This window comes from Brachybacterium sp. SGAir0954 (genome assembly GCF_005490785.1).
Lineage (GTDB): Bacteria > Actinomycetota > Actinomycetes > Actinomycetales > Dermabacteraceae > Brachybacterium > Brachybacterium rhamnosum.
In genome coordinates this window covers 445,881-468,787 of sequence record NZ_CP027295.1, presented here as the reverse complement: position 1 = coordinate 468,787, position 22,907 = coordinate 445,881, and the positions used below count along the sequence as shown (strand labels likewise).

Sequence of the window (22,907 nt, the reverse complement as noted above, 5' to 3'; positions counted from 1 at the left end):
CGGCGCCATAGGGTGGCGCCCATGGACACCTCCGCGGCGCCGGGCAGCGGGGTCGGCGTCGCCGTCGACCTCGTCATCCTCACCCTGCACGAGGGGCGGCTCAGCGTCGCGCTCGTGCAGCGCGGGGAGGAGCCCTTCGCGGGCACGTGGGCGCTGCCCGGCGGGCCCGTGGGGGAGCACGAGGACCTCGACCAGTCCGCCTACCGGGTGCTCGAGAACGAGGCGATGATCGGCGAGGAATCGGTGCACGTCGAGCAGCTGCGCACCTTCGGCGCCCCGGGCCGCGACCCGCGCGGGCGCGTGGTCTCCGTGGCCTTCATGGCGCTCGGCGCGGACCTCCCCGCCCCGCGCCGCGGGGCCGACGTCGCCGACGCCCGCTGGTGGGCCGTCGAGGAGCTCGCCGGCGTCGAGCTCGGCTTCGACCACCGCGAGGTGCTCGACTGCGCGCTCGAGCGCGCCCGCGCGAAGCTCGAGTACTCGACGCTCGCCGTGACCTTCCTGCCCGCGGAGTTCACCGTCTCCCAGCTGCGCGGCGTCTACGAGGCCGTGTGGGGGAGCAGCCTCGACGCCGGGAACTTCCACCGCAAGGCGACCCGCACGCCGGGCTTCGTCGAGGAGCTCGACCGCTTCGCCGCACCGACGGGCGGCCGGCCCGCACGCCTGTACCGCGCGGGGAGCGGCACCACGCTGCAGCCGCCGCTGCTGCGCTCGGGGGAGGAGAGCGCATGAGCCTGCCGCTGCTCGAGGGGGACCGCCGCGAGCGGGTCCACGCCCTCGCCCGGGAGCTGCACGCGGATCCCGAGCTCGCCTTCGAGGAGCACCGCTCCGCCCAGCGGGTCTCCGCGCTGCTCGAGGCGGAGGGCTTCACGGTCGAGCGGGGCGTGGGGGAGCTGCCCACCGCGCTGCGCGCGAGCCGGGGCTCCGGCTCCCTCGTCGCCGCGCTGTGCGTGGAGTACGACGCCCTGCCCGGGATCGGCCACGGCTGCGGCCACCACCTCATCGCGGGCGCCTCCGTGGGGGCGGCCCTGCTGCTCGCGGACGCGCTCGCCGCGGATCCGTCCCTGGACCTCACGGTGCAGGTGATCGGCACGCCGGCGGAGGAGCACGGCGGCGGCAAGCAGCTGCTCATCGAGCGCGGCGTCTTCGCGGGCGTGCACCTCGCCCTCATGACCCACCCGACCCCGCACACCGACACCTACGACCCGGTGGGCTCGACGAGCCAGGCCGTGGGCCGCTGGCGCGCGACCTACACGGGCCGCGGCGCGCACGCCGCCGCGAACCCCTCCGAGGGCGTCAACGCGAACGATGCGGCCGTGATCGCCCAGGTCGCGGCCGGTCTGCTGCGCCAGCGGGTGAAGGACGGCCGGCGCCTGGCCCTCGTGCCGCAGCAGTCCGGGGTCACGAACATCATCCCGGCGACCGCGGTCGTGGACTTCGAGTGCCGCGCGCCGGACCTCGAGGAGTTCCACGCCCTGCACGAGTCCCTGCTGGACTGCCTGCGGGCGGGCGCCCTCGCGACCGGCTGCACGCTCGAGGTGGAGGCGCTCGAGCCGCTCTACGAGCCGCTGCGGCAGGACGACCTGCTGGGCGGCCTGTGGAACGAGGCGATGGCCGAGCGCGGCCGCCCGCTCGCGGGGTCGACGGGCGTCATGGCCGCCTCGACGGACATGGGCAACGTGTCCCAGCACGTGCCCTCCCTGCATCCCTTCGTGGGCATCACGGGCGTGGACGCGGCGCTGCACACGGCGGACTTCGCGGCGCAGTCCGCGGGGCCGGAGGGCTACCGGCTGCTCGACGACGCGGCCGCCGCGATGGCGCACGTGGTGCGCCGGGTCGCGGCCGACGGCGACCTGCGGTCGCAGGTGCTCGCGCGGGCGGAGGAGCTCGCGGCCCGCTGAGGGCAGGGCTGATCCCTCCCGGGGTGTCCGGTGGGGCACACCGCGGCTCCATTTGGTTGAACCGTCAACCAAAAGGGTGCATGCTGGGGCCCTCGCCGCCCCGCCCCGGAAGGACCGACCCCTCATGGCTCCCACCCCTGTCACCCCCGCCACCCCTGCCACCCCCGTGGACGAGCAGCACCTCTCCGCCGATCTCGCGATGGACGCCGTCACCCTCCGCGTGGGCGACCTCGAGCTCATGAGCTCCTACTACGCGGACGCCCTCGCCCTCGCCCCGATCGAGGAGACCGCCCGCACCGGCGGCGAGGTCCACCGCGTGCTGGGCCGCGGCGACGTGCCCTTCGTGCGGCTCGTCTCCACCCCCGGGCTGCCCGTGCCCGGCCGCGGCGAGGCCGGGCTGTTCCACACCGCCTTCCTCTTCGAGGACGAGGCCTCCCTCGCCGGCACCCTCCTGCGCGCCGCCCAGGACCCCCGCTCGCGCTTCGCGGGCAGCGGCGACCACCTCGTCTCCGAGGCCTTCTACTTCGCGGACCCCGAGGGCAACGGCATCGAGCTGTACCGCGACCGGCCCCGCGAGGAGTGGACCTGGAAGGACGGCCAGGTCGCGATGGACACCCTGTACCTCGACCCGAACGCCTACCTCGAGCAGCACCTCACCGAGGGCACCGCCGGCGAGCCCGGCGCGCTGCCCGGGATCGTCGGCCACGTGCACCTACAGGTGGGGGACGTGCAGGCCGCGCGGGCCTTCTACATCGACGCGCTCGGCTTCGAGGTCACCGTGGGCTCGCACCCCGGCGCGCTCTTCGCCGCCGCGGGCGGCTACCACCACCACGTCGCCATGAACTCGTGGAACAGCCGCGGCGCCGGGCCGCGCGCCACGAGCCTGGGCCTGGCCGATCTCGCCATCACCGTGCCCGGCCGCGAGGACCTCGACGCGCTCGTCGCCCGGGCCCGCGCCGCCGCCCTGCCGCTCGCCGACGACGGCCGCTCGGTGCGCCTCACCGACCCCTGGGGCACCCCCGTCACGGTGAGCCTGCCCGGCACGAGCGCCGAGCAGGTCCTCGCCCGCTGAGAGGCTCAGGCCTCCGTCGAGGCACGCTCCTCGGCCTCCGCCGCGATCTGCCGCAGCGCCTGCCGGAAGGTCTCGGTGGGCAGCGCGCCGGGCGCGGTGTAGCGGTCGTCGAAGAGGAAGAAGGGCACGCCCCGTGCGCCCATCGACACGGCCTCGCGCACGTCCTCCTCGACCGCGTCGTCATGCGTGGTGCCCGCCCAGGCGGCGCGCGCGTCGGCCTCCGCGAGGCCCGCGGCGATCGCACGGGTGACGACGACCCCCTCGTCGAAGGGGTTCACCGTGTCGGTGAAGTGCCCGCGCTGGAGCTCGAGGAAGAACTCCGTGGCGACCTCCGCGCCGCGCGCCTCCTGGACGGCCTGCAGGACCCGGTGCACGCCGCGCGTGTTGCCCATGGGGCGCGGGGAGACGTACTCGCGGCCCACCTCGCGGGAGAGGTCGCCGATCTGCGCCTCCATCTCGCGCACCTTCTCCACGGGGATGCCCTTGCGGCGGGCGAGGCCCGTGACGTTGTCCTCCGTGGAGCCGGTGGGCGCGGTGGGGTCGAGCTCGAAGGAGTGGGCGCGCAGCGTGACGCGTCCCGTGAGCCCCTCCGCCTCGATCGCCTCGAGCAGGCGCGCCTCGCCCACGTAGCACCAGGGGCACACGACGTCGGTCCAGACGTCGATGCCGAACAGCGGCGTGGGGGTGGCGGGGGTGGGGGCTGCTGCGGTCATCGGTCCGTCCGTTCCGTGGGGTGCGGGCGGTGCCCGCGGTCCCCGGGCACAACGCCCGGGGACCCGAAGATCATCCCGAGGAGGCGGTCAGGCGGCCGCGGGCTCCGCGTCCGCCGGTGCGTCCTCCGGGTCCTCCGCGCCGTCGGCGTCGACCTCGCGGCGCAGCTTCCGCGCGCCCAGGAAGCCGAGCACGAGTGCGAGCACGAGCCAGCCGCACAGCCAGGTGATGTCCCCGACCGGGTCCACCCAGCCGCCGCCGATCGTGCCGCGGAACGCGTCCACCGCGTGGGTCATCGGCAGGAACGGGTGGATCGTCTGGAAGAACTGCGGCAGCGTGCCGACGGGGTAGGTGCCACCGGCCCCCGCCACCTGGAGGGCGATGAGCACGAGCGCCACGAACTTGCCGATCGGTCCGAACAGGGCGCCGAACCCGTGGTTCAGGCCCACGAAGACGATGCTCGTCAGGGCCGCCATGAGGGTGAACTGCAGGAGGTGCACCGCGGTGATGTCGATCGCGAGGTGGAGCACCGCGACCGTGATCGCCGTCTGCACGAGGGCGAGGGCGAAGGAGGGCACGAGACCGCCCACGAGCAGCTTCAGGGCGCCCGCCCCCTTGGCCGCGGCCTCGCGGGAGAACGGCGGCATCATGAGGAAGATCGACATGCCGCCCACCCAGAGGCCGATGCCCAGGAACAGCGGGGCGAGGCCCTCGCCGAAGCGGTCCAGGCCGTGGTCGCGCACGAACTCCATCTGCACGGGGTCCGAGGCGGCGTCGGTGAGGTCCGCGCGCTCCGTGTCGGTGTACGAAGGGACCTCGTCCTGGGCGTCGACGAGGCCGTCGTGCAGCTCGCCGGAGCCGTCCTGCAGCTGCTGGGCGCCGTCCTCGAGCTTCTCGGAGCCGTCCACGAGCTGGCCCGTGCCGTCCTCGAGCTGGCCGGCGCCGGAGTCGACCTGGTGCGCGGCCGCGGCGAGCTTCTCCGCGCCGGTCTGCCCCTTGGAGAGGCCGCTCGCGAGGGTGCGGGCGCCCGAGTCCGCGGAGTACAGGCCGCTCACGAGCTGCGCGCTGCCGCTCTCGAGCTTCCCTGTGCCGGCGGCGAGCTGGTCCGCGCCGTCGCCCGCGGTGGAGACGCCGTCGGTGTACTGGCCGATCCCGGAGGAGAGGGTCGCGGCGCCGTCGGCCGCGGTGCGGGTGGACTCGGCGAGGAGGTCCGCGCCGTCGGAGACCTGCTGGGCCCCGTCGTTGAGGCGGTCCACGTCGTCCGCGCCCTGGGAGAGCGTGTCGTAGGCGTCCGGCAGGGCCGCGGCGGCGTCCTTCGCCTGCTGGGCGAGCCGGGAGGCGAGGTCCGCGGTGGAGGTGTCCTGGTCCGAGCCGGTCGCGGCCGCGGCGGCGTCGCGGGCGTCCTGGCGGGCGCTCGTGATGGTGTCCTCGAGGGAGGAGGCGTCCTCGGCGAGGGAACCGGTCGCGTCGGCGACCTTCGAGGTGCCGTCGGCGACGGTCGAGGTGGTCGTGGCGAGGTCGTCGAGCGTGGTGCCCACCCGGTCCGCGGCCTCGGCCACGGAGTCCGCGGTGTCGGAGACGTCGGTGCCGGCGGAGGCGGCGTCCCCGGCGGCGGTGTCCGCGGCCTTCGCGTCCTCGAGGGCGGTGGAGGAGGCGTCGCGGGTGTCGCCGGAGGTGCCCGCGACCTCGGAGAGCTGCGAGCAGAAGGCCTCGTCGGCCCCGGAGTCCTCGCACGTCGCGGCGAGGTCGTCGACGCTGCCGGTGTAGGTCTGCACGGCGTCGTCGGAGGTCGCGGCGCTGTCCTTCGCCGTCGAGGCCGCGTCGGCGGCGCTCGCGGCGGCGTCGGTGAGGTTGCCGATCTCGTCCTGGATGCTCGAGGCGCCGTCGCGGATCGTCGTGGCGTCCTCGGAGCCGTCCGCGGTGTCCTGCGCGAGGGCCTGGGCGGCGTCGTCGGCGGAGGTCGCCGTGTCGTCGAGGGCGGTCGCGGCGTCGGAGAGGGTCGTGGAGTCCGTGGCGGGGGCGTCGAGCGCGGTGCCGGCGTCCTCGACGGCCTGCTGGAGGGCGGAGATGCCGTCCTGCAGGTCCTGGCTCGCCTGGTCCACGGAGTCCTCGGTGATGCCGAGGTCCTTCGCCTTGTCGCGGGCGTCGGTGATCGTCCGGTCGAGCTGCGCGGTGCCGTCGGCCACCTGGGAGGCGCCGTCGGCGAGGGAGCTCGCGCCGTCCGCGATCTGCGAGGTGCCGCTCGCGAGGGAGTCGGCGCCGTCCTGGAGCGTGGTGCTCTTCGAGTCGAGGGTGTCGAGCCCGGCGGAGAGCTGCTGGGCGCCCGCGTCGAGGGTCGCGGTGCCGTCGTGCAGGGTCACGGCGCCCGCGGTGAGCTGGTCGAGGCCCACGACGAGGTCGTAGGAGCCGTCGGCGAGCTGCGCGGTGCCGTCGGCGAGGGTGTCGGCGCCGTCGGCCAGCTGGCCGGTGCCGTCGTGCAGCTCGGTCGCGCCCTCGTCGAGGGTGGTCGCGCCGTCGGTGAGGTCACCGGCGCCGTCGGTCAGCTCGGTCGCGCCGTCCTCGAGGTCGCCGGAGCCGTCGACGGCGTCCCCCAGGCCGTCGTGGATCGAGGTGAAGCCGATGTAGACGTTGTCGAGGTACTCGTCGAGCACGCTCGTGCGCAGCGTGTCGGTGAGGGCCGCGCCCACGGACTTCGAGAAGTTGCCGCCCACGTAGTTGATCGTGTCGTTCGTGGTGACCGTGAGCAGCGCGGGGGCGGCGTCCTCCGCGTCGCCGCCCAGCGAGGCCACGTTCGCCGAGAAGTCCTTCGGGATCACGACGGTCGCGCCGTAGGTGCCGTCCTCGAGCCCGCGCTTCGCCTCCGCCTCGCTCACCTCGACGAAGCGGAAGGAGGTGTTCTTGTCGATGTCGAGCACCTCCTCGGTGAAGTCCTCGCCGACGTGCAGCTGGGTCTTCGTGCCGTCCGTGGAGGTCGAGGTCGCGCCCTCGTCGAGGTCGACGACGGCCGCGGTGATCCCGTCCATCCGGCCCGAGGGGTCGGAGAAGGACCAGGTGAGGTTCCCGGCATAGATGAGCGGCACCAGGGCGAGCCCGGTGACGAAGAGAGCCGCGATGGGCTTCTTCCACTCGGAGGGGAAGAGGTCGACGAATGCGCGCAGCGCGGAGGAGATTCGGTGCACGCGGCCACGATACATTCATGTATCGAGATCGGGAAGCGCCCGGGTCGCACTGTGGCGGGCCGAACTCCGGGGTGCGTCGTCCGAGGTCAGGCGGGCAGGTCCACGACCCACGGCTCCGACGGCAGGCTCCGCGGGTCCCAGCGCTCGAGCACGTCGCGCGCGCTCCGGCATCCGGGCAGGCCCAGCGACTCCCCGATCCGCTCGACCACCTGCTCCGCGCTCTCGCCGAGCGCGAGGCGGTCACGGAGGGTGACCGCGCCGTCCCGCTTCGCGAGGCGCTCCCCGAGGGCGTTCACGGCGAGCGGCACGTGCGCGTACTCGGGCACGGGAAGTCCCAGCAGCTGGGCGAGGTGCGCCTGCCGCGGGGCGGAGGAGAGCAGGTCGTCGGCGCGGACGACCTGGTCCACGCCCTGCGCGGCGTCGTCGACGACCACGGCGAGGTTGTAGGCGACCACCCCGTCGCCGCGGCGCAGCACGAGGTCGTCGACGGCCCCGGTGACCTCCCCGGCGAAGCGGTCCCGCACGCTCCAGGTGCTCACCTCCGCGCGCAGCCGCAGCGCGGGCTCGCGGCGCAGCGCGCGCATGCGCTCCCGTCCTGCCTCCCGCTCGCGCGCGGTGAGGTCGCGGCAGGTCCCGGGATAAGCGCCGGGCGGGGCGTGCGGGGCGCTCGGCGCCTCGAGGATCTCGCGGCGGGTGCAGTAGCACTCGTAGACGAGGCCCCGCGTGGTGAGCTCCGCGATCGCGGCGGCGTGGGCGTCGCCGCGCTCCGACTGCCGCACGATCTCGCCGTCATGGTCCAGGCCCACGGCGGCGAGGTCCTCGAGCTGGCGGGCCTCCGCGCCCTCGCGCACGCGGTCGAGGTCCTCGACGCGCAGACGGAAGGCGCGGCCGGTCCCGCGGGCGAGGGCCCAGGCGAGGATCGCGGTGCGCAGGTTCCCCAGGTGCAGGTCGCCGCTCGGGGAGGGGGCGTAGCGCCCGGTCGGAGGGAGTGCGGTCATGGCCCCAGTCTCCGTCAGCCGCGGGCCGCGGGGCGATCGAGGACGAGCAGCACGTCCCCGGCGCGGCCGCCCGGCACCTCGCGCCCGGGCCGGCCGGGGCGGAAGCCGAGCCGGCGGGCAAGGGCGAGGGAGGGGGCGTTGCGGGCGGCGGTCACCGCGACCACCTCGGGATCCCCGGGGCGCAGCATGCCGAGCACGGCGCGCAGGGCCTCCGTCGCGAGACCCTGCCCTTGCGCCGCGGGGTGCAGCCTCCAGTAGGCGCTCAGCAGCGGGCCGGCGGCTGAGTCGAGCGGGGCGAGGCCCACGATCCCCAGCAGGTCCCCGCCGCCCGCCGGGAGCACGCGGCGGTACCCGGCCGCCCCGCCGGACTCGGCGTGCGCCACCCACTGCCGCAGCACCCAGGCCATCTGGCCCTTCGCGGTGAGCGGGGCCGTGGAGTCGTGGAGGAAGGCGGCGGGATCGGAGTGCAGGCGCCAGAGCTCCTCGAGGTCCTGCTCGGTGACGAGCGGGAGCCGCAGGCGCGGGGTGCGCAGAACGGCGCGGCCCTCACCGTCCGGGGACGGGGGTGCCGCGCCGTTCATGGCTGCGATCGGGACGCTCAGGCGTCGCCGCGGTGGTTGCCGCGCTTCTCCTCGGCCTCGGTGGAGTCCGCGGACTCGACCTTGACCTCCTTGGGCGTGGTGTCCGCGCCGTGGGAGTCGCCCTTGAGCGAGGAGGCGACGTCGCCGGCGTCGGCCGCGCCGACGGTGTCGGAGACGGTCGAGGAGTCGGAGTCGTCCCCGGCGGAGGCGGGGTAGTGCGCGCGGGCGAAGTCCGCCGGCGGGGCCCAGGGGTCCTCGACGGGGCGGGTCTTCTTCCAGGCGATGTAGCCCGCGGCGGCGCCGGCGGCGGCCAGGCCCAGCACGAGCAGCACCTTGCCGGCGCGGTTCTTCTTCACGGGGGCCGGGGCGGTGAGGGCGGCGGCCTTGATGTCGTCCTGGCCGGTGGCGAGCTCCTTGCGGGCCGCGTCCACGGCGGCCTTGAGCACGGTGCCGGTGGTCTCGGCGGTCCGGCGCGCACGGGGGAGGTAGTCCTCCTGCACGTCCTGGACGAGCTTGTCCGCACGGGGCCCGAGGTTCTGGGAGAGCTTGTCGCCCTGGGCGCGGAGGCGCTCCTCGACGGCGGGGGCGTACTGCCCGTAGAGCTCGGTCGCGCGGGCGCGCGCCTCGCGGGCCGCCTCGGAGGCGACGGGGCCGGCCTGCGCGGCCAGCTTCTGCAGCTCCTGGACGGCCTGCTCCGCCTTCTGGCCGGTGCCGGACACGGCATCGGCGGCCTTCTGGGCGTGCTTCTCGGCCTTCTTGGCCTCACGCTTGGTGGTCAGCGCCATGGTCGTTCCCCTTTCGGTGTATCCGCCGGGTCGGGCCGACGGTGGTCCCTGGGCCGTGATCCGCCGGGGGATCCGAGGATCTCCCGGGGTGACGCGGCCCGTGTGCCACAACTCTAACGCGCGGGGGTGACGGGGCTCCCAGGGGATTCCGACCCGACGGTCGACCCCGCGCCCGGCGCCGCCCGTGTGCGAGGATTGCGCGCATGTTCGCAACTCTGCACACCAACCACGGGGACGTCCGCCTCGAGCTGTTCCCGGACCACGCGCCGAAGACCGTCGAGAACTTCGTGGGCCTCGCCGAGGGCACCAAGGAGTTCACGGACGCCGAGTCCGGCGAGAAGGTGACGCGCCCCTTCTACGACGGCGTCGTCTTCCACCGCATCATCTCCGGCTTCATGATCCAGGGCGGCGACCCCCTGGGCACCGGCACCGGCGGCCCGGGCTACACCTTCGACGACGAGATCTCCGAGAAGAACTTCAACGAGCCCTACGTGCTCGCCATGGCCAACGCCGGCAAGCGCCGCAACGCGATCACCGGCCAGCCCGCGGGCACCAACGGCTCGCAGTTCTTCATCACCGTCGGCCCCACCCCGCACCTGCAGGGCAAGCACACCGTGTTCGGCGTCGTCGCGGACGACGAGTCGAAGAAGGTCGTCGACGAGATCGGCTCCGTGCGCACCGACATGCGCGACCGTCCCCTCGAGGACGTCGTCATCGAGAAGGTCACCGTCGAGAGGTGACATACTGAGACTGCAGCGGCCCGTCCCTGGGGAAGGGGGCGGGCCGCTGCTCTTCTGTGCTGCCGTCTCCTCCCGCTGGGTCAGCCGATCGCGACGCCGAGGGCGGAGCCCAGTCCGTAGGTGACGAGCAGGGCGAGCACGCCGCCGATGATGGTGCGGACGGTCGCGCGGCGGGCGTCCGCCTCGCCGAGGCGGGCGCTGACCACGCCGAGGGCGGCGAGGGCGAGCACGACCGCGGCGAGCGTCGCCGGCAGGCGCAGCGCGGGCGGGGTCAGCAGGATCGCCGCGAGCGGCACCACCCCGCCCAGGGTGAAGGAGACGAGCGAGGCGAGCGCCGCCCCGACGGGCGAGGCGACCGCGTCGTCCTCGACGCCGTGACGGAAGCGCGTGTGCGCCTCGAGCGCGTCGTGGCGCTCCATCGAGCGGGCCACGGGCTCGACGACGTCCGACGGGATGCCGGTGTCCTCGAGCGCGGAGACGAGGGCGCGGTGCTCGACCTCGGGCTGCGCGGCGAGGTCGCGGTGGGTGCGGGCGATGAGGGCGCGCTCGGTGTCCCGCTGGGTCGAGACCGAGACGTACTCGCCCATCGCCATGGACAGGGCGCCCGCGACGAGCGAGGCGAGGCCCGCGATGAGCAGCCAGCGGGTGTCCGTGGTGGCGCCGGCGACGCCCACGGCGAGGCCGGCGACGGAGACGATGCCGTCGTTCGCGCCGAGCACCCCGGCGCGCAGCCGGTTCAGACGGCCGGCGCGCCGGGAGCGCTCGTCGGCCTGCGCGGTGGAGGTGGGGCCGGCGGGATGCGCGGCGCCGAGGGGGCGGATGTTGTCGACGAGGCTCATGTGGACAGAGTAGTTATCTGGACTCGGTCCAGACAAGCAAGGTAAGCCTGCCCTGGCCTGCGATGATCACTCCGTCGGTGCGGAATGCACTCGGCGCTCAGGGCCGCGAGGGCCACCACATCCGATCGCCGACGAGCGCGAACAGGGCCGGCACCAGCACGGTCCTCACGAGCACGGTGTCCAGCAGCACCCCGAGCCCCACGATCAGCCCCAGCTGACCGAGCACCACGAGCGGCAGCACGCCGAGCGCCGCGAACACTGCGGCGAGCACCACACCCGCGCTCGTGATGACCACGCCCGTCGCGCCGACCGCCCGCACCATGCCCTCCGCCGTGCCGTGCCCGGCGGCCTCGTGCCGGGCGCGGTGGACGAGGAACATCGTGTAGTCCACGCCGAGCGCCACGAGGAACAGGAAGGCGAGCAGCGGGACCGTGACGTCGAGCGCCTCCACGCCGAGCAGCGCGCGCCCCACCCCCAGCCCGAGGCCGATCGAGGCCACCGCGCTGAGGAGGTTCACGAGCATGAGCAGCACGGGCGCGACCAGGGCCCGGACCAGCAGCGCGAGGACCACGAGCACCACCAGCAGGATCGCCGGGGCGACCACGGCGAGATCCCGGAAGGACGCCTCGCGCACGTCGAGCGCCTCGGCGCTCGGCCCGCCCACGAGGGCGTCCGGAGCGACCCCGTGCACCGCGGCGCGCAGCTCCCGCACCTCGGTGAGCGCCGCGGCGGAGCCCGGCGACGCCGTGCCGACGACGCTGAGCACGGTGCTGTCCTCGGGCGTCGTCCCGGTGGGGGAGACGCTCACGACGCCCGCGGAGCCCTCGGCGGCCGTCGTCACCGCGTCCAGCTCCGCGGTGGGCACGACGACCGTGTGCGGGGATCCCTGGCCGGCGCCGTAGTGCGCGGCGAGGGTGTCGAAGCCGGCCTGCGCCTCGGTCGCGGTCGCGAACTGCTCGTCCTGCGCGAGACCCACCCGCATGCCGATCAGGCCCGTGGAGAGCACGCCGAGCACGAGCAGGCTGCCGAGCACGCTGATCAGAGGGCGGCGCACCACGCCGCGGGCCGCACGGGCGAAGACCCCGTGCGGGGCGGCGTCGGGGGCCTCGTCGGAGGGGCGGGGCACGAGCGGCCAGAACACCCGGCGGCCGGCCACGGCGAGCAGCGCCGTGAGCGGGAACAGCACCGCGACCAGGGAGATGACCAGGCCGCAGGCGGCGGCGATGCCGATGCCGCGAGCGGCGGGCATGACGGCGAGCAGCAGGCTCAGCAGGGCGATGACGACCGTCGCGTTCGAGGCGAGGATCGCGGGCACGGTGCCGCGCCAGGCGGCCGCGAGAGCCGCGCGGTGGTCCTCGTGCCGGTGCAGCTCCTCGCGGTAGCGGGAGATGAGCAGCAGCGCGTAGTTCGTGCCCGCGCCGAACACCAGCACGCTCACCACGCCCGCGTCGAAGGCCAGGGAGGCACGCTCACCGAGCACGTCGAGCAGGCCCATCGTGACGCGCTCGGCGAGACCCACCACCGCGAGCGGCAGGATCCACAGCACGGGGGAGCGGTAGGTGAGCAGGAGCAGCACGGCGACCACCGCGATGGTCACGGCGAGCAGCGTGAAGTTCGCCCCGGCGAAGGCGCCGCGCACGTCGGCCGCGACGGCCGGGCCGCCCGTGATCTCGACGCTCAGGGACTCCGGGGCCGTGGAGCCGGCGAGGGTGCGCAGCTCCTCCACCTGGGCATCGGCGGCGTCCTTCGACGCGTCCGAGGGGATCGAGGCGACGAGGAGATCTGCCTTCCCGTCCTCCGACGGCATCGGGCCGAGGGCCTCGGCGCCGGTCTCCTCGGCGAGGGCGGTCCGGAGGGTCTCGACGTCCGCGGCGTCCTCGCTGGTGAGCTCGCCGCCGTCGGCCCGCGAGAGGACCACGAGCAGCTGGTCGCGGCCGTCGGCGTCCGCCTCGGCGACGAGCGCCGCCGCGCGGGAGGACTCGAAGGAGTCGGGGACGGCGTCCATGCCCGCGACCGGGCCGGAGCCCTTGAGCAGGCCGATCGCCGCGAGGGCGAGCAGCAGGAACAGGCCGACCAGCACGGGGGCGGAGCGGCGGCCGGTGAGCAGACGGGACACGAGGGGACCTCCGGGGCGAGCGAGCGGTGAAGCGACCCTTCGAGGTTAGGAACGTGCAGGTCGGAGCGGATCAATCCTTCGATGGATCCGCCCTGTGACGGGGTGCGCGCGAGGCGCCGCGGGTAGCCTCCGGGCATGACCCCGCGCCACCTCGTCGGAGCCCGCCTGCTCGCCCAGGGGCTCCTCGCCCCCGACGGGGCCCCGCCCACCCCGGTCGAGGTCGCGCGCTCCTTCGCCGCCCACCAGGGGCAGGACCTCCCCGGCGCCGTCTCCTCCCTCGCCCTGCGCAGCCGCGCGCCGCGCGCCCGGACCGGGACGGCCGCCGTGCAGCAGGTGCTCGACGCCTTCGACCGCGGCGAGATCGTGCGCGGCTACCCCATGCGCGGCACCGTCTTCGTGGTCGCCGCGGACTCCCTCGCCTGGATCACGGAGCTGTGCGCCGCGGGGCCCCTGCGCGCCCAGGTCGCGCGGCGCCCCGCGCTCGGCCTCGACCAGGACCAGGTGGACCGCGCCCGCGCGGTGCTCGAGGAGGTCGCGGGGCCGCGCTCCTCTCCCGGGACGGGCCGCGGCGTGCCCCGCGCGGAGCTCCTCGCGGCATGGGAGGCGGCGGGCCTCGCGACCGCGAAGGGCCGCGGCTACCACCTGCTCTCCCACCTCGTCGCGCTCGGCGTCGCCGCCTACGGGCCCTGGCGGGACGGGGACACCGCCGTCGTCCTCGCGCGGCGCTGGCTGCCCGCGGGCAGCGACCTCGAGGGCGCCTTCGGCGGGGACCGGGTCGCCGCGGTCGCGGAGCTCGCCCGCCGGTACGTCACGAGCCGTGGCCCCGTGACCGAGCGCGACCTCGCCTGGTGGAGCAAGCTCACCCTCGGCGAGATCCGCGCGGCCTGGCCCGCGGCCACGCGCGAGCTCGAGAGCGGCTACGCGGACCGCGACGGCCGCCTCCACGCCCGCGCCGAGGACGCGCGCGGCGGGGACGGGGAGCAGCGCTGGTTCCGCGCCGGCCTCGTCGAGGAGTACGCCGAGCGGGAGAAGGAGGCGATGGCCGAGCTGCTGCTGCCCGGCTTCGACGAGCTCGTGCTCGGCTACCGGGACCGCGGATTCCTCGGGGACGAGGCGCGCGTGGAGGCGCTCGTGCCCGGCGGCAACGGGGTGTTCCGTCGGCCGGCGATCCGACGCGGCGAGATCGTGGGGACCTGGAGGCGGGCGGGCAGCGGCGCCCGGCGCCGGCTCGAGATCGAGGAGCTCACGCCGCTCACCGCTCCGCAGCTCACGCGCTTCACGCGGCTCCACGAGCGCTTCCCGGCCGTCGGCGGCTGAGGCCCACTCCGCGTCCAGGCCGCTCGTGGAGAATGTCTCCATGGAGCGACCGACCTACGGCTACAGCGCCGATGATGCCTCGCAGCCGCAGGACCAGCCCGTCTGCCCCCGCCACCCCGATCGGGTGAGCTACGTGCGGTGCAAGCGGTGCGACCGTCCCGCCTGCCCCGACTGCCAGCGGCCCACCTCCGTGGGCGTGCTGTGCGTGGACTGCGCCCGCGACGTGGAGCGCCAGCAGGCGCAGACCCGCCCGCGCAACGCCCTCGGCGGCCGGATGGGCCCGCAGACCCCGATCGTCACCTACACGATCATGGCGCTGTGCGTGCTCGCCTACGCCGGTCAGGCGCTCTCCGGCGGGCTCGTCGAGCAGTGGGCGATGTTCGCCCCGTTCCGCGCGATCGCCATGCCGTGGACCTTCCTCACGTCCGGCTTCCTGCACGGCGGGATCCTGCATCTCGCCCTGAACATGTGGGCGCTGTACGTGTGCGGGCAGTACCTCGAGCGCACCATGGGCCGCGCCCGCTTCGCCGCGGTCTACCTCGTCTCGATCCTCGCGGGCCACACGGCCGTGCTGATGCTGACGGACCCGCTCTCGCAGTCCTGGTACAGCGGCACCGTGGGGGCGAGCGGCGGCGTGTTCGGCCTGTTCGCGGCCATTTTCGTGGTGAACCGCAAGCTCGGCGGGCAGGTCGCGCAGATCCTTGTGCTGATCGGCCTGAACCTCGCCGTCACCTTCCTCAACCCCGGGATCTCGTGGCAGGGGCACCTGGGCGGCCTCGTCATGGGCGGTGCGCTCACCGCGACGATGTTCGCCCTGCGCCCCAAGCTCAGCCCCGTCGCGGACCGCGCCTCGATCGCGCGGCGCTCCGCCTTCGTGCACGCCGCGGTGATCGGTGCAGGTGTGCTCGTGTGCGTGCTGCTCGTCATCGTGCGCGTCGCGATGGTCAGCGCGATCGCCTGAGCGCGGGCCCTCTCCCGGCCACCTGGGGAATCACAACGGTGTGACTATCCCCAGAGTGTGGACACGATTGTGGACAACTGCGCGAGGTCGGGGGATGACCGGCTGAGAGTGTGGACGAACGGGCCTCCGTTGTGGACGGACGGTGGGGACAAACGGCCCCCCGGGTCGCCCTCACCGCCCTCGATCCGTTCCTCCACAGCGTCACCGATGTGATCCCGCCTGCCTCGGCAGCTCTCGGACCATCAAGCGGAACTTCAGGGTTTGTGCCTGGAATGGGCCCGTGACCTGCCAGGACCGTGTTCGGCGCCCTGTCAAGCCGCTCCCTGTCGGGGTTGTGGACGGACGATGCACCACCCTGATCGCGACACGCCCGGCCGTCGTCGTCCCCAGCCGCCGCACCTGCGGAACTACAGGTCTGTCATTCGTCCACCACTGTGGAGAAGATTGTGGACAACTGGTGCGGGTGTGGACGATCACCCCTCGAGGACCCCTCCTCAGTGGACGGCGCCGCCGCTGCGGTGAAGATCCACCGTCGTGGACAGGGCGGTCTCGACCATCGCGACGAGCGCCCTCGCGGCCTGCGGCACGGGCACCGTGCGGGCCGCGGGGACGTGGACGAAGCCGCCCCGCACCCCGGTCCCCTCGAGCGCCTCGAGGACCCGGTAGAAGACGTCGTTGCACACGAAGGTGCCGGCGGTCTGCGAGACGGCGGCCGGGACGCCGGTCGCGGCCGCCGCGGCGACCATCGCCTTGATCGGCAGCGTCGAGAAGCGGCCGACGGGCCCGCCAGCGACGACCGGCTCGTCCACCGGCGCGGCCCCGGACTCGTCGGCGATGCGCGCGTCACGCACGTTGATCGCGACCCGCTCGGGGGTGATCGCGGCGCGGCCGTCGGCGAGCCCGACGGCGATGACGAGCCGCGGTGCGAGCTCCTCGATCGCGGCGGCGAGCAGGTCCCCCGCACGGTCGAAGACCACCGGCAGCTCCCGCGCCTCGACCGCGACGCCGCGCCCGCGCAGCTGCGCGGCCGCCTCCTGCACGGCCTCCCAGGAGGGGTTGCTCGCGGCCCCGTCGAAGGGCGCGAAGCCCGTGAGGAGAACAGGGGAGTCGGGAGAGGCGGGGGACGCGGGGGAGGAGCTCATGACGGCACCGTAGCCGGGACCGGAATCCGTTCGCCGCCCGGGGCCGAGGTCCGTAACCTGGCGCGATGACGCAGCCGGACGCCCTCGCCCTCCTCCACCCGCCCTTCGCGCTCTCCGTGCGCGCCGGTGACCTCACGCTGCGGGTGCTGCGCGACGCGGACCTCGAGGAGTACACGGCGCTGCTGCGTCGGCCGATCTTCGAGGACCCGCAGTCCGACCTGGTCTTCCCCTGGTACGCGGTGGACCCGGACGCCCGGGTGCGCGAGGCCGTGCGCTTCCAGTGGCGGCTGCGCGCCCAGCTGAGCGCCGAGGACTGGTCGCTGCCGCTCGGCGTGTGGGCCGGGGACGAGATGATCGGCTGCCAGGACCTCGCGGCCAGGGACTTCGCCGTGCGGCGCACCGTGGGCTCCGGCTCGTGGCTCACCCTCGACCAGCACGGCAGGGGCTACGGCAAGCTCATGCGGCAGGCGATGCTCGTGCTCGCCTTCGACCACCTGGGCGCGGTGCGCGCGGAGTCCTCCGCGGTGCTCGGCAACGACCGCTCCTTCGGCGTCTCGCGGGCGTGCGGGTACGTCGACAACGGCACCCAGGTGACGGCGGAGGACGGCCGCGCCCTCACCCTGCAGCGTTTCGTCGTCACGCCCGGGACCGTCGTGCGCCCCGCCGTCGAGGTGGAGGTCGAGGGGGTCGGTCCGGAGCTGCGGGCGCTGCTCGGCGCCTGAGGGCGGGCTCGGGCGGCGCGATCGTTCCTCCCCATCGCCTCCTGGTCCACAGTTCGTGGAGCGTGCTTTGCTCCCCTTCCCGCCCGGCGTGGGATGGGGGCATGACCACTCCTGTGCAGCCCGTGTCCGAGGTCCTCGTGGACCTCGCCCACACCCTGGGGTCCCCCCTGCCCGACGTCGCCGCGGGGATGACCTCCGCCGGGGCGGCGCAGCTGCTCGGGGCCTCCGCGCAGGTCCGCGCCCGGCTCGACGCGCTCGACGTGCGCGCCCGCGTGATCCATGCGGACGCCCTGCGGCGTGAGCGGCTCGCGGAGGCCCGGGAGCGCGCGGCGCGGGAGGAGGAGGGCGCGGGAGATCCGGACCTCGAGGCGGTCGCCGCGGGGGCCGAACGGGCGGCCGTGCGCGACGCCTCGATGATCCTGCGCAGCTCCCCGGCGCAGGCCGCGCTGTCGCTCGCTTCGGCGCGCCGCCTGGTCGAGGACATGCCGCAGATGCTCCATGCCCTCGGCTCCGGCGCCGTGACCGCCCGCGTGGCCGGGGACGCCGCGACCGTGGCCCGGGTGCTGGAGCCGGAGCAGCGGCGCGACCTCGACGCGGCCCTCGCCGAGCGTGCGCCGTACCTCAACGGTGCCGGGCACCGCCGCTGGCGGCGCGAGATCTCCACGCTCGTGGAGCAGATCGAGCCGCTCGCCGCGGGCCGGCGGCACGCCCGCGCGCTCGACGAGCAGCACGTGCGCGTCACGCCGGGCGAGCACGGCATGGCGACCCTCTCCGCCCGGCTGCCCGGTCTCGAGGCCGCCGCGATCCGCAAGCGCCTCTCCCTCGAGGCGGAGGGTCTGCGCGCCCAGGGCGACCGTCGCGGTCACGGCCGGATCATGGCGCAGTCCCTGGTCGCCACCCTGCTGGGCCGCGAGGACGCCATGGATCCCGTCGTGCTGGACGTCGGCGTGATCATCACCGAACGGGCGCTGCTCTCGCCGGACCTCGGGGACGTCGCGCACATCGAGGGCTACGGGGCGGTCCCCGCCGATGCCCTCCGGGGACCCCTGCGGGAGGCGCTCGCCGAGGGGACCGAGCGCGGCGCCCTGCTACGGCGGCTGTTCACCCATCCGGTCACGGGGGAGCTGGTGGCGGGCGAGTCCCGGGCGCGGCTGTTCCCGAGGTCGATGCGGCGGTTCCTCCACTGGTGGGACACGACCTGCCGGGCCCCGTTCTGCGACGCCCCCGTGCGGCAGTACGACCACATCCTGCCCGTCGCCGCCGGCGGCCCGACCACCCTCGCCAACGGGGAGGGCCTGTGCGCACGCTGCCAGCGGAAGGAGGAGGACGCGGTGTCGGTCGAGCGGGAGCCCGACGAGCACGGAGTCGTGGATGCCGGCGCCGGGCACCAGGTCACGTGGACGAGCGCGAGCCTCGCCCGGCGCACCACCACGCCCACGCGGTTCACGGCGCCTGCGCGTGGGGTCGGGCTCAGCTCATCTCCTCAGCTCAGCCCGCCCCCTCCTCCTCCGCGAGGCGCAGGGCGATCTCCGCGGCCGAGTCCATCTCGCCGGCCTCCTGGACACAGCGGGCGAACATCCAGTCCCGAGCGCGGTGCGGGTCCAGACCCGTGCGCCGCGCCAGATCCCTCACCAGTCCCGAGGGGTCCGTGAGCAGACGCTGCTCGTGGTTCAGCAGGTACTGCAGCAGGTCGTAGTGCGGATCGCCCACGTAGGGCTTGGGGTCGATGAGCACCCAGTCGCCGTCCTCGCCCGTCCCACCGTGCTCGCGCCGCAGGATGTTGTGGGGGTGCAGGTCGGTCGCGAGCAGCACCGGCTCGCCGTCCCACTCCCGGGGCAGCTCGCGGAAGAGGCGGAGTCCCTGGGCCACCAGGTGCGCGGGGAGCAGGCCGGGCATGCGGTCCAGGCGCTCCTGCGCCTCGTCCGCCCACCACGCGCACATGTCGGCGAGGGGGCGGAACGGGCCGCCCGTCGGCGCAGGGACGTGGAGCCGCGTGACGAGTGCGGCGAACGCCTCGTCCTGCGCGGCGGGATCAGGGAGCTCGGCGAGCGGTGTCCCCGGGCGCACCTCCTCCATGAGCAGCAGGGTCGTCGAGCCCCGCTCCTCGCTGCGCAGCACCGTCGCGGCGCCGTGCCCCTGCCAGGCGGTCATCCCGGCGGCCTCGTCCCGGGCCTCGTCATGGGACATGGTCACCTTGAGCACCAGACGCCTGCCCTCGGCGTCCCGCACGGGCGCGACCCAGGAGGCGGAGCCGCCCGGGAGGTACGGATCCCCGGCGCTCAGCGACCACTCCTCGAGCGCGGCGGGCACGAGCGTGGGCAGGCCCTCGCGCCAGGCGGCCACCGGGGCGTGGGTGTTCGCGGCGAGCAGCGGCGGCAGCGGCCTGCCCAGCACGAGCAGCTCCGACGGGCTCATCGGCGTCCCTCCCCAGGTGGCCCCTGCCCCTCCTCGGGCCGGGTGACGCGCTCCGGCATCGTGAACTCGGCGCTCGCGGTCTGCAGCTGGCCGCTGCGGATCAGGCCGCGGCAGCGGAGCGTCGGGGCGCCGTCGGTGCCTTCTCCCGGACCGGGCCCGTCCACCGTCTCGAGCCGCACGAGGATCGGCTCCGCCCAGGTGCCGTAGCCCGGATCTCCCCAGGTGCGCAGCGCGATCGTGCGCGCGCCGGGCTCGTATGGGTCCGCCGCGCCGCCCGCGGTCGCGAGCTCGAGGGCCCCCGCGGCGGGGTCGAAGGCCGCGTCGTCGAGCGCGAAGAGCCGCCCGCCCAGGCGCGCCACCCGGGTGCGGCCCCACAGCGAGTCGTAGGTCCCGGCCGCGAGATCGGCGACCTCCCCGGCGGTGAGGGACCCGACACCCTCCTGCTCGGCGTCCTCCTGCTCGGCGAGCGGGAGCGGGCGCGGCCGGCCCGAGCCTCCGCCGCCCTGCGCGCCGGGCGCCTCGGCCGCGTCGGCCTGCGGGGCGGGCCGGCCCGCGGCGAGGGCGAGCAGGCCCAGCAGCCCCGCCGCGATCTCCGAGGCGGGGGCGTCCACGGCGGTGCCGATCACGGAGACGGCGAGGCGCTCCGAGGGCACCGCCCAGGTGCGCGACAGGCCGGTGGGGAACCCGCCGGAGTGGCCGACGGCCTCGAAGCCGTGCAGGCGTCCCTGCTGCAGGCCCAGCGCGTAGTGCCGCCCCTCGGCGACGGTCCACACGCGCCGCCGCATGGCGCGCCGCGCGTCCTCCCCCAGCAGCGCGTCGGTGGTGAGGGCGCGGCCCGCGACGGTCGCGATCGCGCCGGCCGTCGCCCAGAAGCCGGTCGCGGCGGCGAGCGCGCCGGTGGGGACCTGCTCGACGATCCGCCGCGGCCCGTGGAGCAGCGAGGTGTGCCCGGGAGCGAAGCCGTGGGGCGTCTCGGGGCCGGGGGCGTCCGCGGGGAGGTCCGGGCCGATGTCCTCGACGCCGAGCGGGTCGATCACGAGGCGGGTGACGGCTGCGGCGAAGTCCTCCCCGGTCACTGCCTCGATGACGAGCCCCACGAGCCCGTAGCCGATGTTCGAGTACTGCAGGTGCGTGCCGGCGGGGGCCGCGAGGGGCTCGGTGCGGGCGATGGCGAGCAGCTGCTTGCGGTCGGGGAAGGGGCGTCCGAGCCGCCACCAGCGGGCGTCGGCGCTGTCGCGGGACAGTCCCGCCGCATGGGCGAGCAGGTCGCGGAGGGTCGCGGCGGCGACGGGGGAGCCGGCGAGCTCGGGGACGTGCGCGCCGAGCGTGTCGTCCAGGCGCAGCGCGCCCTCCTCGGCGAGCCGGAGTACGGCGAGCGTGGTCATCGTCTTGGAGTGCGAGGCGATGCGCAGGCGGTGCGTGGGCAGCAGGTCGATGCCGGCCTCGGCGTCCGCCGGGCCCACGGCGACCTCGGCGACGAGCTCGCCGTCGTGCCAGATCGCCGCCTGGATGCCGGACTGCCGGTGCAGGTGGCGCACGGTCTCCAGCCACCCGGGGAGGATCGCGGCGACGTCCCGCACGGCGTCCCTGCTCAGGGACGGTGCGGTCGTGCCCTCGGGGGCGGGGGAGAGGGACGGAGGGGTGCTCTCCGGCACGGCGGGCTCCTTCGGCGCGGGGGGTGGGTCAGCAGGCGGGACGGCGGCGGGGCGGGGCATGCCGCCGTCGGGTCTAGCATTCTTCCGTGAAACCGTTCGTGCTGATCTCCACCCGCCCCGAGGACGACGTCGCCGAGCGCGAGCACGAGTCCGTGCTCCGCTTCACCGGCCTCGACGAGCGGGACCTGCGCCGCGTGCGCCTGGAGAAGGAGGAGGCCCCCGTGCTCCGCGCGGACGAGGTCTCCGGTGTCATCCTCGCCGGCAGCCCCTTCACCGTCTCCGAGCCCGCCGAGACGAAGTCCGCGCTCGAGCTCGCGACCGAGCCGAAGCTGTTCTCCGTGCTCGACCAGGTCATCGCGCAGGACCTGCCCTTCCTCGGCGCCTGCTACGGCGTGGGCGCGCTCGGCACCCACCAGGGCGCGCGGATCGACCGCACCTACGGCGAGGAGCTCTCCGCCGTGGAGGTGGCGCTCACCGAGGAGGGCCTCGCCGATCCGCTCGTGCGCGCCGCGGGGCTGCCGCCGGTGTTCACCGGGCTCGTCGGCCACAAGGAGGCCGTGCACACCCTGCCTGCCGCGGCGACGGTGCTGGCCACGGGCGAGGCGTGCCCCGTGCAGATGTTCCGCATCGGCACCCGCCAGTACGCGACCCAGTTCCATCCCGAGATGGACGTGCCGCTGCTGCTCGAGCGCGCGGCCCGCTACCAGGAGCACGGCTACTTCGACCCGGAGCAGATGGACGAGCTCTTCGGGGCCCTCGGCCAGCAGCACGCGGACGATGCGCCGCTGCTGCTGCGCGGCTTCGCGGAGCACTTCGCCCGCTGAGACCATCCTGTCCGTGCCCACAGGGTCCCCGATCGAGGCCCTGACCTCGGGTAGCGTCGACCCGTGCCCCGGTTCACTCGCGAGCAGGTCCGGCGGCGTCGGCAGATCGCCGCGGCGATCGTGGCCGTCGTCGCCCTGGTCCTCGTCGGCGGATGCACCCGGCTGGTCGTCGGCGCGCTTCGCGGCGGTGACGAGGAGGCGGCGAGCGTCCCCGTCCCCTACACGGCCGACGACGCCGCCATGACCGTCCCCGCCACCGCGCAGGACGCCGCCGCCCTCGCGCAGCTCCCCGGCGACCTCGAGCTCGGCGAGGACGAGGTGCTCGGCGTGGACGTCTCCGCGCACCAGGGCGAGATCGACTGGCAGGCCGTCGCCGGGGACGGGATCGGCTTCGCGTACATCAAGGCCACCGAGGGCGCCGGATTCACCGACTCGCGCTTCGCGGAGAACTGGGCGGGCGCCCGCGCCGCCGGGGTGACGCCCGGCGCGTACCACTACTTCACCCTGTGCTCGCCTGGCGCGGACCAGGCACGGGACTTCCTCGCCGCCGCCCCGCCGGACGATGCCGCGCTCCCGCCGGCCCTGGACCTCGAGTTCGACGGCGCTTGCGAGGAGCGCCCCTCGGCGGAGGACGCCCAGCGCGAGATCGACGCCTTCACCGCGGCGGTCGAGAAGGCATGGGGCCGGAGGCTCGTCATCTACTCCTCGAGCGACTGGCGCCGCCACTACGGGCTGCCCGTCACCGACGCGCGCCCCGACTGGCTGTTCTCCGACTCCGGCCGCCCCGACCAGGAGGACTGGTCGCTGTGGCAGCTGCGGTTCGACGGGAAGGTCGCCGGCATCGACGGCCGCGTCGACATGGACGTGGCCCGGATCGAGTCGCTGCGCGAGCACGCCGAGATCGCCGACGGCGAGGGGGCGCTCACCCACGCCCCGGCCGCGGAGGGCTAGG

Annotated in this window: 19 protein-coding genes and 1 pseudogene; 10 read left to right on the top strand and 10 right to left on the bottom strand. The window is 75.0% G+C overall.

The features are described from left to right. Window positions 1-21: 21 nt before the first annotated feature. From C1N80_RS02110 to C1N80_RS02100, 3 genes are all read left to right on the top strand, one after another. On the top strand, window positions 22-729 hold the full coding sequence (locus C1N80_RS02110; RefSeq protein WP_137769263.1) for an NUDIX domain-containing protein: 708 nt from the start codon (window positions 22-24) through the stop codon (window positions 727-729). Next, window positions 726-1,898, top strand: a complete 1,173-nt coding sequence (locus C1N80_RS02105) for a M20 family metallopeptidase (RefSeq protein ID WP_137769262.1) — start codon at window positions 726-728, stop codon at window positions 1,896-1,898. The genes C1N80_RS02110 and C1N80_RS02105 overlap by 4 nt, the downstream gene beginning before the upstream one ends. Before the next feature lie 124 nt (window positions 1,899-2,022). Continuing rightward, a complete protein-coding gene (locus C1N80_RS02100; protein WP_137769261.1) occupies window positions 2,023-2,970 on the top strand; it encodes a VOC family protein in 948 nt (315 codons plus the stop codon). 5 nt (window positions 2,971-2,975) lie between these two features. On the opposite strand, the gene C1N80_RS02095 is transcribed toward C1N80_RS02100, so the two are convergent. From C1N80_RS02095 to C1N80_RS02075, 5 genes are all read right to left on the bottom strand, one after another. Beyond that, entirely contained in the window at window positions 2,976-3,683 is a 708-nt protein-coding gene (locus C1N80_RS02095; RefSeq protein ID WP_137769260.1) for a DsbA family protein, read from the bottom strand. A gap of 87 nt (window positions 3,684-3,770) precedes the next feature. Next, a complete protein-coding gene (locus C1N80_RS02090; RefSeq protein WP_240811199.1) occupies window positions 3,771-6,860 on the bottom strand; it encodes a YhgE/Pip domain-containing protein in 3,090 nt (1,029 codons plus the stop codon). Window positions 6,861-6,946: 86 nt separating this feature from the next. Further along, window positions 6,947-7,858, bottom strand: a complete 912-nt coding sequence (gluQRS, locus tag C1N80_RS02085; RefSeq protein WP_137769258.1) for a tRNA glutamyl-Q(34) synthetase GluQRS — start codon at window positions 7,856-7,858, stop codon at window positions 6,947-6,949. A gap of 14 nt (window positions 7,859-7,872) precedes the next feature. After that, window positions 7,873-8,439: a GNAT family N-acetyltransferase gene (locus C1N80_RS02080; protein WP_137769257.1), complete on the bottom strand. Its 567-nt coding sequence runs from the start codon at window positions 8,437-8,439 to the stop codon at window positions 7,873-7,875. 17 nt (window positions 8,440-8,456) lie between these two features. Next, entirely contained in the window at window positions 8,457-9,224 is a 768-nt protein-coding gene (locus C1N80_RS02075) for a hypothetical protein (protein ID WP_137769256.1), read from the bottom strand. Window positions 9,225-9,427: 203 nt separating this feature from the next. Here C1N80_RS02075 and C1N80_RS02070 point away from each other — a divergent pair, with 203 nt between their 5' ends. Next, a complete protein-coding gene (locus tag C1N80_RS02070; RefSeq protein WP_137769255.1) occupies window positions 9,428-9,964 on the top strand; it encodes a peptidylprolyl isomerase in 537 nt (178 codons plus the stop codon). Window positions 9,965-10,044: 80 nt separating this feature from the next. On the opposite strand, the gene C1N80_RS02065 is transcribed toward C1N80_RS02070, so the two are convergent. Both C1N80_RS02065 and C1N80_RS02060 read right to left on the bottom strand, forming a co-directional pair. Further along, the gene (locus C1N80_RS02065; RefSeq protein WP_137769254.1) at window positions 10,045-10,803 is read right to left on the bottom strand and encodes a VIT family protein; all 759 of its coding nucleotides are present in this window, start codon (window positions 10,801-10,803) and stop codon (window positions 10,045-10,047) included. A gap of 97 nt (window positions 10,804-10,900) precedes the next feature. Then, the gene (locus C1N80_RS02060; RefSeq protein WP_137769253.1) at window positions 10,901-12,919 is read right to left on the bottom strand and encodes an MMPL family transporter; all 2,019 of its coding nucleotides are present in this window, start codon (window positions 12,917-12,919) and stop codon (window positions 10,901-10,903) included. A 135-nt stretch (window positions 12,920-13,054) separates the two neighbouring features. On the opposite strand from C1N80_RS02060, the gene C1N80_RS02055 reads away from it, so the two are divergent. Both C1N80_RS02055 and C1N80_RS02050 read left to right on the top strand, forming a co-directional pair. Next, window positions 13,055-14,236 (top strand): DNA glycosylase AlkZ-like family protein, encoded by a 1,182-nt coding sequence (locus tag C1N80_RS02055; protein ID WP_137769252.1) that lies wholly within the window; start codon window positions 13,055-13,057, stop codon window positions 14,234-14,236. Window positions 14,237-14,276: 40 nt separating this feature from the next. Then, a complete protein-coding gene (locus C1N80_RS02050) occupies window positions 14,277-15,197 on the top strand; it encodes a rhomboid family intramembrane serine protease (RefSeq protein WP_137769251.1) in 921 nt (306 codons plus the stop codon). 494 nt (window positions 15,198-15,691) lie between these two features. Here C1N80_RS02050 and pcp read toward each other — a convergent pair whose 3' ends face one another. Further along, complete coding sequence (gene pcp, locus C1N80_RS02045) at window positions 15,692-16,339, bottom strand: pyroglutamyl-peptidase I (protein ID WP_137769250.1); 648 nt, start codon at window positions 16,337-16,339, stop codon at window positions 15,692-15,694. A 65-nt stretch (window positions 16,340-16,404) separates the two neighbouring features. Between pcp and C1N80_RS02040 the strand changes: the two genes are divergently transcribed. Both C1N80_RS02040 and C1N80_RS15695 read left to right on the top strand, forming a co-directional pair. Then, window positions 16,405-17,061, top strand: a complete 657-nt coding sequence (locus C1N80_RS02040) for a GNAT family N-acetyltransferase (RefSeq protein ID WP_137769249.1) — start codon at window positions 16,405-16,407, stop codon at window positions 17,059-17,061. A 101-nt stretch (window positions 17,062-17,162) separates the two neighbouring features. After that, window positions 17,163-17,903, top strand: a pseudogene (locus C1N80_RS15695) (DUF222 domain-containing protein); the annotation flags it as partial. 646 nt (window positions 17,904-18,549) lie between these two features. Here C1N80_RS15695 and C1N80_RS02030 read toward each other — a convergent pair. Both C1N80_RS02030 and C1N80_RS02025 read right to left on the bottom strand, forming a co-directional pair. Next, window positions 18,550-19,476, bottom strand: a complete 927-nt coding sequence (locus C1N80_RS02030; protein WP_137769247.1) for an aminoglycoside phosphotransferase family protein — start codon at window positions 19,474-19,476, stop codon at window positions 18,550-18,552. Further along, a complete protein-coding gene (locus C1N80_RS02025; protein WP_240811198.1) occupies window positions 19,473-21,131 on the bottom strand; it encodes a beta-lactamase family protein in 1,659 nt (552 codons plus the stop codon). The genes C1N80_RS02030 and C1N80_RS02025 overlap by 4 nt, the downstream gene beginning before the upstream one ends. Window positions 21,132-21,217: 86 nt before the next feature. Here C1N80_RS02025 and C1N80_RS02020 point away from each other — a divergent pair, with 86 nt between their 5' ends. Further along, the gene (locus tag C1N80_RS02020) at window positions 21,218-21,955 is read left to right on the top strand and encodes a glutamine amidotransferase (RefSeq protein ID WP_137769245.1); all 738 of its coding nucleotides are present in this window, start codon (window positions 21,218-21,220) and stop codon (window positions 21,953-21,955) included. A gap of 63 nt (window positions 21,956-22,018) precedes the next feature. Further along, window positions 22,019-22,906 carry a GH25 family lysozyme gene (locus C1N80_RS02015; RefSeq protein WP_137769244.1) on the top strand — a complete coding sequence of 296 codons (888 nt, stop codon included), beginning with the start codon at window positions 22,019-22,021 and terminating at the stop codon, window positions 22,904-22,906. Window position 22,907: the final 1 nt, after the last annotated feature.

Bases quoted from the DNA above. Each gene is read 5' to 3' on its own strand.
- C1N80_RS02075 (WP_137769256.1), bottom strand. From the start codon at position 9,224: ATGGCGCTGACCACCAAGCGTGAGGCCAAGAAGGCCGAGAAGCACGCC.
- pcp (WP_137769250.1), bottom strand. From the start codon at position 16,339: ATGAGCTCCTCCCCCGCGTCCCCCGCCTCTCCCGACTCCCCTGTTCTC.
- C1N80_RS02040 (WP_137769249.1), top strand. From the start codon at position 16,405: ATGACGCAGCCGGACGCCCTCGCCCTCCTCCACCCGCCCTTCGCGCTC.
- C1N80_RS02050 (WP_137769251.1), top strand. From the start codon at position 14,277: ATGGAGCGACCGACCTACGGCTACAGCGCCGATGATGCCTCGCAGCCG.
- gluQRS (WP_137769258.1), bottom strand. From the start codon at position 7,858: ATGACCGCACTCCCTCCGACCGGGCGCTACGCCCCCTCCCCGAGCGGC.
- C1N80_RS02070 (WP_137769255.1), top strand. From the start codon at position 9,428: ATGTTCGCAACTCTGCACACCAACCACGGGGACGTCCGCCTCGAGCTG.
- C1N80_RS02080 (WP_137769257.1), bottom strand. From the start codon at position 8,439: ATGAACGGCGCGGCACCCCCGTCCCCGGACGGTGAGGGCCGCGCCGTT.
- C1N80_RS02095 (WP_137769260.1), bottom strand. From the start codon at position 3,683: ATGACCGCAGCAGCCCCCACCCCCGCCACCCCCACGCCGCTGTTCGGC.
- C1N80_RS02030 (WP_137769247.1), bottom strand. From the start codon at position 19,476: ATGAGCCCGTCGGAGCTGCTCGTGCTGGGCAGGCCGCTGCCGCCGCTG.
- C1N80_RS02105 (WP_137769262.1), top strand. From the start codon at position 726: ATGAGCCTGCCGCTGCTCGAGGGGGACCGCCGCGAGCGGGTCCACGCC.
- C1N80_RS02100 (WP_137769261.1), top strand. From the start codon at position 2,023: ATGGCTCCCACCCCTGTCACCCCCGCCACCCCTGCCACCCCCGTGGAC.
- C1N80_RS02055 (WP_137769252.1), top strand. From the start codon at position 13,055: ATGACCCCGCGCCACCTCGTCGGAGCCCGCCTGCTCGCCCAGGGGCTC.
- C1N80_RS02065 (WP_137769254.1), bottom strand. From the start codon at position 10,803: ATGAGCCTCGTCGACAACATCCGCCCCCTCGGCGCCGCGCATCCCGCC.
- C1N80_RS02110 (WP_137769263.1), top strand. From the start codon at position 22: ATGGACACCTCCGCGGCGCCGGGCAGCGGGGTCGGCGTCGCCGTCGAC.